The organism is Maribacter sp. UH1 (assembly GCF_056839145.1).
Genome location: NZ_CM166387.1, coordinates 4,526,951 through 4,542,265, shown reverse-complemented (window position 1 = coordinate 4,542,265; position 15,315 = coordinate 4,526,951). Strand labels below are relative to the sequence as shown.

Sequence of the window (15,315 nt, the reverse complement as noted above, 5' to 3'; positions counted from 1 at the left end):
TTGTATGTTTATTGATAAGCATGACTAATCAATTAGAATTTAGACACCTCCACTACTTTTTGGTATTGGCAGATACCTTACATTACCGAGAGGCGGCAGAGAAATTGTACATATCTCAATCTGCCTTAAGCCAACAAATACAGCGTTTAGAATTTATTTTGGGGAAGAAATTATTTATTCGGACCAATAGAAAGGTACGTTTAAGTGCTGAGGGAATTCTTTTTAAACAAGAGGCGGTGCTGATTCAAAATCAGGCTACGGTGTCTATGGAACGTTGGAAATCTGCGGTTTCTGGCAAACAAGGATTACTTAAAATAGGATTTGTAGGTTCCGCCATGCAAAAATACCTGCCTCTTATTATTAAAAAATTTACCGAGACGCACCCGAATATCGAATTTTACCTGAACGATCTAAGTAACACTGATCAGCTTTCCGCTTTGGAAGCAGGCAGCATTGATATTGGGTTCATACGCTCTAATATTGTTTCCCCTGCCATGGAAATTAAGTCGGTATTCAAAGAAAAATTCACCTTGGTTCTACCTAAAGAACATGCCATATCTAAAGCTAATTTTAAAGACGTTTCGCAATTATCAGAGGAGTCTTTTATTCTGTTCCCAAATGAGAATAGTCAAATGTATTATGACCAAATTGTAGCGCTTTGCAATGACCATGGTTTTGCTCCTAAAATATCACATCGTTCTATACATGCCCCTACTATTTTTAAATTAGTAGAAGGCGGTTTGGGTATTTCTATAGTACCAAACTCTCTTAGAGATGACAAGAACGATAACATTAAATTTATTGAATTAAACAGTGTACCACAGGAAACCGAGCTATTTGCGGTTTGGAAGAAGGCAAATACAAATATAGCTCTGCCTTATTTTTTAAAGATTTTGTAACCTCATTTTTAGTTGAAAAGTTATAAGTTTAATTAAAGAGAACTCCAGTTGATTCTACATTTTACTATAGAATCAAAATTTAATAAGAGTTTGATGGCTTTTCTAATAATACAATCTAAAATCCAACATTTTACAGACATTGTAATGCCTTTGGTGCAGTTCTTCTACGACCTCGAACATATCATCATCTTCTTTAAATAAATTAAAGAATGCTTTATCAAGATTTGCACTGCTTACGCCATTAAAAGCATTTCCGTAGCCAGAAACGGCTTTGGCGTTTGTAATATCTAAAAAGTACTGGGCTTCTTCTTCGTCTAGATCCAGGATTTTTGCATTTGAAAAATGCAGGATTTTACCTTTTAATCGACCTTCAAAGATTTCTGCAATTTCTTGTAATGTATAGTAGTAGTCGTTTAAGCAAATACTATTTGCTTCGCCATGCATTACTAAATAGATGATTTCGTAATCCTTAAAATTATGATCATCTAACACCAATGCGTTTAGACTATCTTCTAGTCCTTCTATGGTATCGCACGTTTTGTAGATACTTGCAATGCCATATTTCATGGCGAGCTGTTCCAAGCTTTGTTGTGCTTCGGTAAGTTGTTCAGTTTCTATATCATCGACACCTTCTAAACAGTAAATGAAATGGTCTTCATCTGTTAATTGTTCTTGGGGTAATTGTCTTCTTTTCTCTAACAAGCTTTTGTATTATTTGGGGTGTATGAAATACAAAATTACAGCAACTGTTTTATTCTTTTTAGCGTTTTTGGGATAAATATGGTTTGTAATAGTTGAGCTTCCCTCCCATTTACAGCTAACATTGTTAATAGCCCATACTAGCCCAGGAAGCTATTGTTGTATAGCATCTAAGAATGGATGCATATCTAATAGCTCAATATCATCGCGCTTACGGAGTTCCCTTAAAAACCAACCTTTATGGCCTGCGCCATAGGTAATTAAAATCCGTTTACCTTGATAGCGGTGTTTTTCAAGAGCCTTTTCTATATTCCAATAATGTGCAATATTTATATTTTCCCATCCACCAAGACCTAGTTCTTCATTAAATAGCTCATTATAGGTTTGTAACCCTATATCTTGAATACTATCATATGTATTGGTATGTATAAAATAAGGATCATTAACCTTGCCACTTGCTTTGTATAAAGAATCTGTACGTTTATTAGCGCTAACGTATGCCGTCCAATCAGCTGTTCTAGAAGTGTCTTGCCTGATTGCCCCTAATTTCTCCCCTCGCTCATCTGCCATGATCTTAGTCCAACCAGCGGTAGGGATAATTTCAAAATCCATAGTTTTGGATAGCGGAAAAACAACATCTACATATTCAGGAAAACGCATGGTACGCGGCTCAGAAATACTATCGTCTCTTTTAAACCCTTCATAGGCAGCTTTAAAACGATTTGGAGGAATTTCGGTTAATATGTAATCTGGATCAATGTTCTTAATTAATCTTTTCAGGTAGATGGTTGTATAGACACTATCCGTAAGGTGTCCGCCGTGAATAGTTCCTAAAACTAATACTTCGTTTTTTACTTTTTTAACGTCGTCCTCTTTTTTGCTGGTTTGCTTGCAACTAATAATGGATAAAAGTAAAGCGCATAGTATATAAAAATAGATGGTAGGCTGTCTCATGATGTGTTGAGGGTATAATTAGATTTGCTTTAAAAAGTTTTTTACGGCGTTCCAATAGCCATCATTATCCTCAAACTTTTCCCATAACGCGCGCGAACCATGATTTCCTTTGGTTGCCGGTACATAGGTTACTTTTGTTGTGGTAAGTATAGCATCGTTTATGGCAGCCCAATTATCTTGTTCGTTTTGCGCAGAAGTAATAAATGTGGGTACTTTAATGTGTGCGGCGCTATTTTTTATGAAATCGTCTTTGCCAAAATATTCTCCCGGAGAAAAAGCCATTGCGGCATCTACGCTGTCAGGGTAGTCGCCTGCATATTTAAGTACCAAAGAAGAAGAGTAAGAGCTGCCCCAGATAACTATTTTCTTTGGCATATATGTATTTTTCACATAAGCTACGGTTGCCTCAATATCTTGAAAAGCGTTTAGGTATTTAACCTCTTTCCCTACTTCTACCGCTCTTTGGTTGGTTTGGTTGGTAACGGAATTTACCGCTCCACCGGAACGTTGGTCAATTGCCAAGCAGCTATAGCCCAAAGTGTTTAGTTTAGGCGCTATTTCTTTGTATTCTCCACGGCTCCAACCTGCTTGATGAAAAAGCAGTATAAAGGTTTCGCTTCCTTTGGTTTCATAGTAATCTGCTGTAATCAATAGACCGTCTTTAGAAGGAAAGTCTATAGTTTTCTGTGCGAACATACAAATGGAGCTTAAGCTTAAAACAAAAGAGAAAATCGTTTTCATAAATAGCGTTGTTAGGTTATACATGCATGAGTCTACCATTACTGCATTTGCTTACAAAAAGTGGAGAATAAATCTTTTTCAACGACCTGATATAGCGTATTGATTCTGGAGTGTGTGAAATACCAAATTAGGATGACTATCTTATACTTTTTATTGTTTTTTGTTAGATATGAGTTATAATAAATAGTGCCTCCCACCCATTGATAGTTATTGGGGTTTTGCAAATGCTGCTAATTTTTGCTACTAGATTTCAACCTACGAAAACCAAGTATCATCAAGACGACTATTAAAACTAAAAAATAAATAGTGGTAGAGCTACTTTTAATAATTGAAAACATACTGGTGATGTTTACAGATGTCTCTGTAACAGTTGGGTAGGCATTTAGCATGGAAATAATACCGATGTTTTCAATATAATCCGCTATACCGGCAATTATAGGCAATAAACACAGATAAAGGAATTTAGGGTTCAATTTAGGTAGTTTGGTGAGGAAATAAGCCAGTACTGCAGCATAAGAAATAGCAAAGAGTAATGGGTAAATCATATCTATAGGAATTTGTTTGCTGAGATACGTTTGGCGACCAATATCTCCTAGAGTATGAAAAAGGGTGTTTACAACCTTTAAATCATATCCTGCGGGCATCATATCCAATAATTGCAATCCGTTCGAGAAGGCCATCGTTGCCGGAATGGTAACTAAAAGCATATACCCATAAACGATATTGGTGAGTAAAAAAAGCACCAGCACCTTCTTACCAGAATGTTGTTTTTCTAACTGTTTTGTAATTTTTTCCATTTTACTATAATCCTATTTAATTGACTTGTGAAGAACTATAAATGACAGGCATCTGCCCTTTCCACTTATCCCATAGGTTATCGTCATTAATGAGATCAGCCATAAAATGAGCGACATTGATACGGCTAACTTTGCCGGCATTAAATATGGCACTTCGCGTAGGTGAAGGAAAAATTTCATATTCACTTACGTTGTCTTCGTTTATTAATCCGTCTGGTCTTACAGCAACCCATTCAACGGCTCTGTTGTTTTGACCAATTTGGGTGCGTAGATAATCTGCTGCCTTTTCATTATCTACATGTGGCGGAAGTAATAGGCGAAGCAAACTAATAACAAATTTTTGTGCAAAAGAAATACGCTCGTTCAAATCACGATTTCGATTTCCGGTAGTATTCATCAGAACAAATTTTGTAGTGCGTTCTAATTTATTAGATTTTATGGCATTGCATAAACGTTTTGTAGCAACGGTAACCAATTTTCTGGGGTGACCATAGATACCCTTCCAGGTTAAATTGTGTCCTAAGCACGATGCTACTGCATCGCAATCTTTGACTATATTTTCTATTTCATAATTGCTTAATGCTAAAATACTCGCATTGATAATTTGAAGGTTTTCATTGTTCTTCCATGATTCTGGGAGCTTATGGGGAGAACGTACAATTACTTTTACGCAGTGTTGTTGCAAAAGAAGTTGCGCTACCAATTGGCTACCTGTGGCACCACTGGCGCCAACTACTAAAACTTTCATATTGATTGATTGATTGATTGATTGATTGATTGATTGATGATTTGACTGTAAGACGATGAAATGCTAAAATTGTTACAGATTTTTGTCTGTATATGTTTAATTTTAAGTTAGTTATAGGGTTTTATAGTTGTTTAGCTTTACGTAATATTTTAACCACACGGCTATGGGTAATTTGTAGCAAATTCCATTGGTAGCCTTCAAAATCGGTCGTGTTCATAAATTGAACAACTACGGCGTCAATATCCTTATGATATTCAGCCATACTTTGGTAACCGGGTATTAATCCGCCATGATTAAATTCATAAATAGATGCATATATTTCCATCTCTTTTTCATTAAGTAACCTGCCATCGTTTAAAGCCCTTAGAAATATACCAACATCTTCAGCAGATGCAATCATAGAGCTGTAATCGGTCGTTTTAATATCCTTATCAACACCAATATAATAGCCGCTCATTAAGTCAGCCATGTCTATTTCGTCCATAGAGCCGTATGTATTATGAAGTTTTAAGGGTACTAGTATGTTTTCCTTTATAAACTGAAAATTAGGTTTGCCTGTTACCTTTTCTACAAGCATGGAAAGCAATAGATAATTGGTATTGGAATAGGCATAATCTGCATCAGGGGCAAAATCAGCAGGCTTACCCAAAATAAGAGCTAAAGCATCTTCACTAGATTTTGGTGGCTCGTTCCAGAAGTTTGGTGTATCGGTTAAATTAGGGATTCCACTTCTATGCTGTACCATCATTCTAACGGTGATCTTTTCTGCATTTTCAATTTGTCCAACAAGCTCAGGAAAGTAATCGGCAAGAGTTTTATCAAGCGATAAACGGTTGTCATGGACTAATTTGGTAATTGCTACGGCATCATATAATTTACTGATGCTGGCAATTTTGAAGAGTGCTTTTGGGTTAACGGGAATTTTATTTTCAGTGTTATGATAACCAGCACCATAAAACGCAGGAGGTTTTCCGGCTTCATCTACATATACAATGACTCCGTCAAATCCGTAACTTAAAGACTGATCGACTTGTTCTTGAACCGTATTCGGTAAGGGTAAAATCCAAGCTTTCACTAAAATCCATGGTACAAACCATAAAGAAATGAAGGTACTGGCAAATAATATGATTCTGAATATTTGTTTTTTCTTACTGGTCTTTGGTTTGGTATGTTCCATGATGCTGTCCGTTTGATTGATGATGCAAACCTATATGGAATTAAGATAACATTAAATTGAGAATTACTGAATTGTAATTTAATTGGGATGAATTGCGTGAAATCTCATGAAGATGTCAGTAAATCAACTTTCTTTTGATGTATTACTGAATTACATTACTTAACCTTGGTCTATTCGAAAAAAAATCAAACTATTCCATTTTAAGAATCACATTCCCCTTCAAATCCTTAAATTAGCCATGTAAACTTTAGGAGTAGCTATTTCATAGTTTGAGAAATATCCTTAGAACCTGATTTGATTAATATCAACGTAGGGAAAAGTTATCAGGATCAACAACCTGTACTTTCCTTTTATCATTTTCTGTTCTTTCTGTTCTTTCTGTTTACATCAAAAAAATATAGTAGCGAATACGCTTCAATTAACTAGTGAAACAGATGATACACATTAAAGTAAACAACACCACTCACCTATTTAAGCCGAACGTTACACTAGATGAAATCATTAAAGGTTTGGATATTTCTGTCAACGGAATAGCCGTGGCGGTAAATGAGAACATTATTACCAAAACAGAGTGGCAAACCAAAACACTGAACGAGAGCGATGAGGTATTGGTCATTAGAGCTACCCAAGGGGGTTGAAAACCAGGCTTTATATTTTTATGTTGCCCACATGAAGCAAGAGAATTTCCATTACCATACTTAAATCACATAAATGATTGTATTAATAGCTCCAGAAAAAGATATCCCGAATGAAATTGAATTGCTACATCAGTTGTTTCAAGAAGGTTTGGCGTATTACCATTTAAGAAAACCTTTGAAGGACTATCAAGAGCATTGCGATTATTTAAATGCTATCGACACCAAATATCATAATAGAATTGTAGTACACTTTTTTCATGAATTGATCAACGAATACGACTTAAAAGGGGTTCATTTTCAAGAGCAAAAAAGAATAGACCATATTGACAATCCTGGACAGTATTTTAAAAACTTAGATATGTACGGTAAGACCATAAGTTCTTCTTTTCACGATCCAAAGGTTTTAGAAGATTGTGAATTTGAATTTGATTATCATTTACTGAGTCCGGTGTTTTCTTCTATCTCTAAACAAGGCTACGAAGGCAAAGGTTTCGACGTCAACCAAAGTGAAAAGTTAATCGTGGGCATGGGCGGTATCACCGATAAAACCGTACAACAAACACTAAAGCTCGGTTTTAAGGGAATTGGCGTTTTAGGCGGAGTCTGGAATATGGAAAACCCTGTTGAAAGCTTTGTAGCCTTAAAAAAGCACTATGAAGCAGCATGGATTGAAGAGAAGAAAATAGCTAGTAGAAATAGCATGAAGTAAACATTTATATGATACCAACATTACATTATATATCACAAGGCAGTACACCGCAAGAACACATAGAAAACATTCAGAAAGTGTGTTCTTCTGGGATAGAATTGGTGCAATTGCGTTTAAAAAATCAACCTGAAAAAGTAGTGCTTGATACCGCACAACAGGCACGAGAAATAACGGCGAAGTTTCAGACCCGCTTAATTATCAACGATCACTATAAAATTGCTGCTGCGGTAAAAGCAGACGGTGTGCATTTAGGTAAATTAGACGCCTGCCCTACTAAAGCAAGAAAAGAGCTGGCTTCTTGGCAAGTCATTGGTGGCACCGCCAATACGCTCGAAGATTGTGAAACACTGATCCATAAAAAAGTAGATTATATAGGTCTGGGACCTTTTAGGTTTACCGAGACCAAAAAGAATTTGAGTCCCGTTTTGGGCATCAACGGTTACTTGACCATACTTGAAGAACTCAAAACAGCTATTCCTGTAATTGCCATAGGTGGTATTGTTATAGATGATGTTTCAGAAATCATGAAAACGGGTATTCATGGTATTGCAGTTTCCGGTGAAATAACGCGCAACTTTAATAGCATTTCAGATTTTAAGAAACGCATCAATGGTGGCGAAGTACAAGAACAACGTTGGATATCCGAAGAAAAAAGAAAATAAGATGTTACAGATAGCAGATAAGAAGTTTAGCTCAAGGTTGTTTACGGGAACGGGAAAATTCAGCTCGTCGCAACTCATGAAAGAAGCCATATTGGCATCAGAGAGTGAATTGGTGACCGTCGCCTTAAAACGGGTAGATGTTGGTGATGCTCAAGATGATATATTAAGCCATTTGGACCATAGCCGCATTAATTTATTACCCAATACATCGGGAGTTCGTAATGCAAAAGAAGCTGTTTTTGCTGCTCAATTATCTCGTGAAGCCCTAGAGACCAATTGGGTGAAATTAGAAATACATCCCGATCCAAAATATTTGCTTCCCGATCCCATAGAAACTTTAAAAGCTGCGGAAGAGCTTGTTAAATTAGGTTTTGTAGTTATGCCCTATATACATGCCGATCCTGTGCTATGTAAACGATTAGAGGAAGTTGGTGTGCAGTGTGTAATGCCTTTAGGCGCACCCATAGGAAGTAATAAAGGTTTAAAAACACAAGAGTTTTTGGAGATCATCATTGACCAAAGTAATGTTCCCGTAATTGTAGACGCCGGTATTGGTGCCCCTTCACATGCAGCTTTTGCGATGGAACTTGGTGCAGATGCCGTTTTGGTGAATACTGCCATAGCCGTTTCTCAAAACCCTGTAGAAATGGGCAAAGCATTTAAAATGGCGGTTGCAGCAGGCAGAATGGCTTTTGAAGCGAAACTGGCACCCATAGTGCATAAAAAAGCCGAAGCAAGTAGTCCCTTAACCAGTTTTTTGAATTAGAAGTATGAGCAGTTTCAAAGACCTATTCGATACTTACAATTGGGACGATACCCTAGCCAGTATTTTTTCTAAAACAGAGCAAGATGTGCTACGTGCATTAAGTAACACAAAGAGAGATTTAGAAGACTTTAAAGCATTGCTATCGCCTGCAGCAAAACCCTATTTGGAGCAAATGGCGCAATTGAGTCGTCAACTCACCAAGAAACGCTTTGGGAATACCATACAAATGTATTCGCCCATGTATTTAAGTAACGAATGCCAGAACATTTGTACTTACTGTGGCTTTAGCATGACCAATAAAATTCCGCGTAGAACCTTGACCGACGCTGAAATTTTAAAAGAAGTAGCATATATAAAATCTAAAGGCTATGACCATATTTTATTGGTTACGGGCGAAGCCAATAAAATTGTTGGTGTAGATTATATCAATGATGCGCTGAAATTGATTCGTTCTCAATTTTCAAATATTACCATAGAGGTACAACCCTTGCTGCAAGATGAATATGAGCTGTTAATTGAAAATGGACTTTATGCCGTTTTGGTATACCAAGAAACCTACCATAGAGAGGAATATAAAAAACACCACCCAAAAGGCAAGAAATCTAATTTTGATTTTCGATTGGATACTCCAGACCGATTGGGCAAAGCCGGAATTCACAAAATAGGATTAGGCGCATTGTTTGGGTTAGAAGATTGGCGTGCAGATAGCTTTTTTACGGCATTGCATTTAAAGTATTTACAGAAGACGTATTGGAAAACGAAATACTCCATATCATTTCCTAGATTACGCCCCCATTCAGGTGGCTTAGAACCAAAGGTTGAAATGACGGACCCAGATTTGGTACAACTCATCTGTGCCTTTAGGTTATTAGATGAAGATGTAGAACTCTCCATGTCTACGCGTGAAAGTGAGGTGTTCAGGGATAATATTGTGAATCTGGGCATTACCTCTATAAGTGCAGAGTCTAAAACCAACCCTGGTGGCTATGCCGTTGAACCAGAATCTTTAGAACAATTTGAAATATCAGATGAAAGACCAACAGAAGACATCACCGCCATGTTAAAAAGTCAAGGTCTAGATGTGGTTTGGAAAGATTGGGCTAATAATTGGCAAGACTAGGTATTCAATTTAATTTACCCTTTTTAGAGTTTATTAATAATGTAAGTTTTTTGATATAAAAAGTTAATTATAGGATTAACTACGTTAGTCTGTTATGTAAAATAGAATATAAATTCGCTATAATATTTGACAGATTGAATAACTCACACAACTAATTCTATTGGGTTTAGAAGTTAATCACAAGAAAGTTTACAACTCCAACCACGTCTAAAACACAGAAGTAGTTATCAGAACCACAATTAGACGAAACCTATGAATTCTATTTTCCATGATGGGCAATTAGCGGTACAAAAAATAGCCGGTGAAGAAGCCATTGCCATACAAAGAATACCCATGCTTGCAGCATCGCTTCATCCAAGATCTACTGCTTTTATAGAACATCAGGTATTGGCGTTTGCAGGTAGTGAAGATACAAATGGAGCTATTTGGTTATCGTTATTGGTGGGTGAACGTGGTTTTATTAGTATCCCATCCGTAGAAGAGATAAAATTTGATCTAACCAAGGTTACCAGTACTACAGACGATATTTTCTTTACCAACATTATAACAAAACCAACGGTTGGACTGCTATTTCATGAAGCAGCGAGAAGGGCGCGTTATAGAGCATGGGGAGAAGCTACAAAAACGGACAATGAAATTAGTGTTGCTATAAAAATGGGTTACCCCAGTTGTCCAAAACACATACAACGAGAAGAAATAGCAGTTCCCTCCAAAACAGAAAATATATTAAAAACAAGCTTTAAAAAAGGCAGTAGCTTAGGCGAATCTGAAAAGAAATGGATCAGCACGGCACATACTTTTTTTATAAGTACACAGACTAAAAAAGGAGATATTGAAGCATCGCACCGAGGTGGTGATCCCGGATTTATAGAAATTCTAGAAAATGGGCAGTTACGTGTACCAGATTACTTGGGCAATAGTATGTTCAGCACTTTGGGCAACATTTATGAAAACCCTAAAGCAGCTTTGCTTTTTGTAAATTATGAGCAGGGAGAAACCTTACAACTTTCTGGTACTGCGGCATTAGAATTTGATCAAAACTCTACCGATGATTTTTACAAATCTGGCGAGACGGGTAGATTCTGGACTTTTGAAACCAAGCAATGGGTAAGAACGGTAAACCACCATAAAGTGAATACCGAATTTATTGACTTCTCCCCTTTTAATATTTTGAGTAAAAAATAAATAGCGCTTCCTGAAATTAACTAAAGTGCTTCATTTGATCATTACAGTCCCCTAGCCTATTGTTCTCGTATAGCAGCGATTACACGACGGAGGCCTTCTTCTAATCGTGCTCTGGGGCAAGCAAGGTTTAAGCGTATATATCCGTCGGCATTGGCAACGAACATATTTCCGCCTTCCAATAAAACACCAGCATTACGTGCAAAGAATAAGGTTAGGTTTTCATCAGATTTAAAGTAATGACCCACATTTACCCAAGCCAAATAGGTAGCTTCGGGTATTACAAAATCTGTTTCTGGCAAGTGCAGGTCTAGCTGTTCTTTTAGATACTGAAAATTAGCATCTAGGTAAGCGGTTAAATCTGCCAACCACGCATGACCTTTTGTATAGGCAGTTTCTGCCGCAACAATACTCAAGGGATTTTCTACGGGCAAATAGGTTTCTTTATATTGCTCTCTTATAGCATCGTTAGGTATAATGATATTGGCAAATAAATTACCGGCCAGATTAAATGTTTTACTGGGCGCCATACTGGTAATAATACAATCAGTATCTGGAAACAATTTTGCCATAGGCGTAAAAGACTGGTCGTCTCTAACCAAATCGCAATGAATTTCATCAGATATAATCGTTAGTCCGTTCGCTAAGCAAATCTCGCCCAATTCTTGTAACTCATCGCTAGACCAAACCCTACCAGTTGGGTTATGAGGATTACAGAAGATACCCAATACGCATTTCTCATTAGCGGCTTTTGTTCTAATATCGTCCATATCAATAACGAATTTGCCTTGCTCCTCTTTCAATTCAGAACACACCAATTCAATACCATTATAATCGGCAGCATGTTTAAAAAAGGCATATGAAGGGGTAACAATAAGTACCTGCTCATCTGGTTTGCAAATTTGACCAATAAGACTGTACAATGCAGGTATTACACCTTTTGCGTGAACGAGGTGCTGTTCATTAAAGGTCCAATCATACCGATCTTGACACCATTTTTGAAAAGCTAAATGATAGGCAGGATCCGCAACCATAGAATAGCCCAATAATGGGTGTTCTAGTCGCGTTTTTAAGGCATCGATAATCACCGGAGCTATGGCAAATTCCATATCTGCCACCCACATAGGAATAAAATCTTCTTCGAGATACTTACCACTTAAATTTTCATTTGGATCAAAGAGATAGCCTCTATAGCCAGTACGAGACATTGCGTTGGTACCATCTCTGTTTATGATTTCATCAAATGAGTAAGTTGTAGTAGCCATCGATATTCTAATTAGATATGTAACAATTGAATTGAAAATTTAGATGATTCTTGAACAAAACATCATCTAACTCACAAACTTAAAGATCTAAAATCGATTTTATAAGATCATTGTTTAGAATTTCGTCAACTATTTTTGAAGCTTGTACAGGAGTTGAAATTTAAGGTATGCCTCTTATTGGTCTTTTTGAATAAAATAGCTAGGAACACCAACATTGCTGGAGAATTGACTTTGATGGATTCAAAATTAATTTACGTTATATTTTATGGATTTGGGGCATCATTTTCTGACACCAACATTCCTTTACCTGCCGTTACCAAAACAATAAACTCATTAGAAACATCAATATCGGTTACAGGGGGTACTACCCTTTTAACCGTAGCGTCTGCAATATCGATCCAAGAATTAGTATTGGTTTCAGGTTGTTCATTTCTATATAATGCAGTGTCTGATTTGTTTACGCTTTCAGGTTCTGCAAAAACCAAAAGTCGACCATAGGAATCTAAAGCAATAGCCCCAGGATTATTGGTAGGAACCATTAGATTAGCATTGGCACTAGAAATAGAAGCTTCTTCTATTCGTAACACTTGAGTAGGTGTTGAAACGTACAAACGATCATTGGCGCTATCAAAAGCCAAATAGCCTTGATCTTCACCAGCAGGTGTTGCCAATATTTGTGTCCAGCTTTCTCCATAATCGGTACTTCTCCAGACTCCGGTTTTACGATCGTAGACAAAAATAGTAGATGCCCCGTTAGATGCTACAGAGCAGCGTAAACGACCATTATCTTGTGCTCCCATAAATGCTGTAGTCCTTGTATTCCATGAACTCCAAATTCCATTAGTACGATCTAAAGTTCTAATACCTCCATTATCAATAGCGGTAACCAAACGTTCAGTACCATCAGGTAAGTTAATCCATGCCAAGCCCACGATACGTTTAGGAGCAGCGGGATTGTTCACTTCATTAAGTGCAGGCGATGTTGGTGTATTTGGAGAAGAAACAACTGCTAGTTTACCCGCTTCAATATTATTATCACGTTCACCATCACCAAAAGCTAATTCAGTACCATTAGGAGAAAAATTGAGTCCGTGCCCTGTTGTGACACCTCCTAATCCTACTGCATTCCATTCCGATCCCCCGTCAATAGACAAGACTACATCGTGATCCACATTACCGGCAGCTATAACACCTGTAGCACTAATTTCAACATCACGAAAGGTCAGTATTTGAAAGCCGTTTGCAGGTTTCCAAGTTGCACCGGCATCTACCGTGGTCCAAATAGCGGAAGTAGCACATACCACCCAGGCATCTGGATCATGAGGAGAAACTTGTATGGTAGCAATGTCACAGTTCGATTTTCCTATGGCCCAACTTGGGTGACTGTCAAAAACAATAAGGTCATTACTACTGCCCCACGGATTAATAGCAACACCGGATGACGTGGTATTCGTCCAAGTAGTACCACTATCATCAGACATCCAAACATCGCCATTGCCTTCTGCAGTACCAACTACTATTCTATCTGTATTCCAGGTTCCCGCAACACCATGTATGGCGGTAGACATTACAGTGGTACCTATGTCACCTGTAATATCATTTAAATTACTGTTTGAAGGGACATATCTTCGAACTCCAAACTCACCACAAGCCAAGTACATTCTATTGCCTAGAACCACGATAGACTCTACAACATCTGGAATACCGATGACCTTACTTGCTGACGGATTTCCATCTAAATTGCTGATTTTCCAAAGTCCTTTATTTTGAATAGAAGTATCATCTCCCCATAAGCCAACATAAACGGTGTTGGCATCATCTGGCGACATAGCCATGGCACGTACAAATACATCCCCTGTAAATACATCTATTTTACTCCAGCTGGTTCTATCATTTGTAGAAATCCATACGCCATCTTTATAGGTGCCGGCAACCCAAGTAGACCCACTTACCCATTGAATTAAACTGGGATCGGTAGAACGGGGTCTACCTGTGGGTAAAGGAGCGTTACTGTTCTGGGCAGAGAAAGAAATTTCCGATGAATCATGATGCCAAGTATCACCACCGTTAGACGAAGAAATAACCTCGCCACCTGTACCTTTAAAACCTGTACCGCCTACGATTACGGTAGAACCATTAACATTTACAGCATTAAGGGCAGCTATCTTTTGATGTGATTCTTCATAACCAAGACCACGACCTACCGACTCAAAATCTTTTCCATAATTAGTAGATCTACCTGTACCGCCAATATCAGATCCATAATAGATTTTACCTGGCACATTAGGATCCCAAGTAACCACATTGGGGTATCCACCGCCAATTGGTCCAGCTTGACTAAAGCTTATGGTACCACCAATAATGGTATCATCATCGGCATTATCGTTAATGCCATCATTATCACTATCAGTACCATTATCGTTTATACCATCGCCGTCGGCATCTACATCAGATCCATCGGTAATGCCATCATCATCGGTATCGGGATCCGTTGGGTCAGGATCAAGATCATCTTGAAGGTCATCATTATCATTATCGGTTGGATCAAGAACGTCATCATCAATACCGTCATCATCAGAATCCGTACCTCCGGTTTGGTCAACATCAGAAGCATCATTTATACCGTCACCATCTGAGTCTGTGCCGTTATCGTTAGTACCGTCACCATCAGGGTCTACATCTGACCCATCAGAAATACCATCGCCGTCACTATCAGAATTAAATGGATTAGGGTCTAAATTATCTGCTAAACCATCGTTATCTTTTTTAACGCTTTCCGTTTCAGTAGCACTAGCTAGCTCTATTAAATCATTGTCCTTTTTACAGGCTGAAAATAAAAGGGTACTAACAAAAAGGATATGGACTATCCTCTTAAATATTTTAAAACTTGAGGTCATCTCTAAAATTTAAAAGATGGGCTAACGGTTATCAATAGCCATCAGTATAAATTCTAACGTG

General features: G+C 37.7%; 15 protein-coding genes and 1 riboswitch. Of the genes, 7 read left to right on the top strand and 8 right to left on the bottom strand.

Going from position 1 to position 15,315, the window contains the following annotated elements; all coding sequences use genetic code 11:
* Window positions 1-20 precede the first annotated feature (20 nt).
* Entirely contained in the window at window positions 21-899 is an 879-nt protein-coding gene (locus UH1x_RS19760; protein ID WP_482623831.1) for a LysR family transcriptional regulator, read from the top strand.
* A gap of 102 nt (window positions 900-1,001) precedes the next feature.
* Here UH1x_RS19760 and UH1x_RS19755 read toward each other — a convergent pair whose 3' ends face one another.
* The 6 genes from UH1x_RS19755 to UH1x_RS19730 form a co-directional block, all read right to left on the bottom strand.
* A complete protein-coding gene (locus UH1x_RS19755) occupies window positions 1,002-1,601 on the bottom strand; it encodes a DUF6642 family protein (protein ID WP_036154663.1) in 600 nt (199 codons plus the stop codon).
* A gap of 150 nt (window positions 1,602-1,751) precedes the next feature.
* A complete protein-coding gene (locus tag UH1x_RS19750) occupies window positions 1,752-2,552 on the bottom strand; it encodes a hypothetical protein (protein WP_482623830.1) in 801 nt (266 codons plus the stop codon).
* Between the two features lie 18 nt (window positions 2,553-2,570).
* Window positions 2,571-3,293, bottom strand: coding sequence for an alpha/beta hydrolase (locus UH1x_RS19745; protein WP_482623828.1), 723 nt, complete (start codon window positions 3,291-3,293; stop codon window positions 2,571-2,573).
* A 230-nt stretch (window positions 3,294-3,523) separates the two neighbouring features.
* Window positions 3,524-4,090 carry a hypothetical protein gene (locus tag UH1x_RS19740; protein WP_482623827.1) on the bottom strand — a complete coding sequence of 189 codons (567 nt, stop codon included), beginning with the start codon at window positions 4,088-4,090 and terminating at the stop codon, window positions 3,524-3,526.
* Window positions 4,091-4,106: 16 nt separating this feature from the next.
* Window positions 4,107-4,838 carry an NAD(P)-dependent oxidoreductase gene (locus UH1x_RS19735; protein WP_482623825.1) on the bottom strand — a complete coding sequence of 244 codons (732 nt, stop codon included), beginning with the start codon at window positions 4,836-4,838 and terminating at the stop codon, window positions 4,107-4,109.
* 121 nt (window positions 4,839-4,959) lie between these two features.
* Window positions 4,960-6,015 (bottom strand): serine hydrolase domain-containing protein, encoded by a 1,056-nt coding sequence (locus UH1x_RS19730; protein WP_482623824.1) that lies wholly within the window; start codon window positions 6,013-6,015, stop codon window positions 4,960-4,962.
* A gap of 239 nt (window positions 6,016-6,254) precedes the next feature.
* Window positions 6,255-6,348, top strand: a riboswitch (TPP riboswitch).
* Between the two features lie 101 nt (window positions 6,349-6,449).
* Between UH1x_RS19730 and thiS the strand changes: the two genes are divergently transcribed.
* From thiS to UH1x_RS19700, 6 genes are all read left to right on the top strand, one after another.
* A complete protein-coding gene (gene thiS, locus UH1x_RS19725) occupies window positions 6,450-6,653 on the top strand; it encodes a sulfur carrier protein ThiS (RefSeq protein ID WP_482623822.1) in 204 nt (67 codons plus the stop codon).
* 73 nt (window positions 6,654-6,726) lie between these two features.
* Complete coding sequence (locus tag UH1x_RS19720) at window positions 6,727-7,362, top strand: thiamine phosphate synthase (RefSeq protein WP_482623820.1); 636 nt, start codon at window positions 6,727-6,729, stop codon at window positions 7,360-7,362.
* Between the two features lie 8 nt (window positions 7,363-7,370).
* Window positions 7,371-8,024: a thiamine phosphate synthase gene (gene thiE, locus UH1x_RS19715; protein WP_482623818.1), complete on the top strand. Its 654-nt coding sequence runs from the start codon at window positions 7,371-7,373 to the stop codon at window positions 8,022-8,024.
* 1 nt (window position 8,025) lies between these two features.
* Window positions 8,026-8,790 carry a thiazole synthase gene (locus tag UH1x_RS19710; RefSeq protein WP_482623816.1) on the top strand — a complete coding sequence of 255 codons (765 nt, stop codon included), beginning with the start codon at window positions 8,026-8,028 and terminating at the stop codon, window positions 8,788-8,790.
* A gap of 4 nt (window positions 8,791-8,794) precedes the next feature.
* The gene (gene thiH / locus UH1x_RS19705; RefSeq protein ID WP_482623814.1) at window positions 8,795-9,910 is read left to right on the top strand and encodes a 2-iminoacetate synthase ThiH; all 1,116 of its coding nucleotides are present in this window, start codon (window positions 8,795-8,797) and stop codon (window positions 9,908-9,910) included.
* A 252-nt stretch (window positions 9,911-10,162) separates the two neighbouring features.
* Entirely contained in the window at window positions 10,163-11,095 is a 933-nt protein-coding gene (locus UH1x_RS19700) for a pyridoxamine 5'-phosphate oxidase family protein (RefSeq protein WP_482623812.1), read from the top strand.
* A gap of 56 nt (window positions 11,096-11,151) precedes the next feature.
* Here UH1x_RS19700 and UH1x_RS19695 read toward each other — a convergent pair whose 3' ends face one another.
* Entirely contained in the window at window positions 11,152-12,357 is a 1,206-nt protein-coding gene (locus UH1x_RS19695) for a MalY/PatB family protein (protein WP_482623810.1), read from the bottom strand.
* A gap of 263 nt (window positions 12,358-12,620) precedes the next feature.
* Window positions 12,621-15,254 (bottom strand): hypothetical protein, encoded by a 2,634-nt coding sequence (locus UH1x_RS19690; protein WP_482623808.1) that lies wholly within the window; start codon window positions 15,252-15,254, stop codon window positions 12,621-12,623.
* Window positions 15,255-15,315 lie beyond the last annotated feature (61 nt).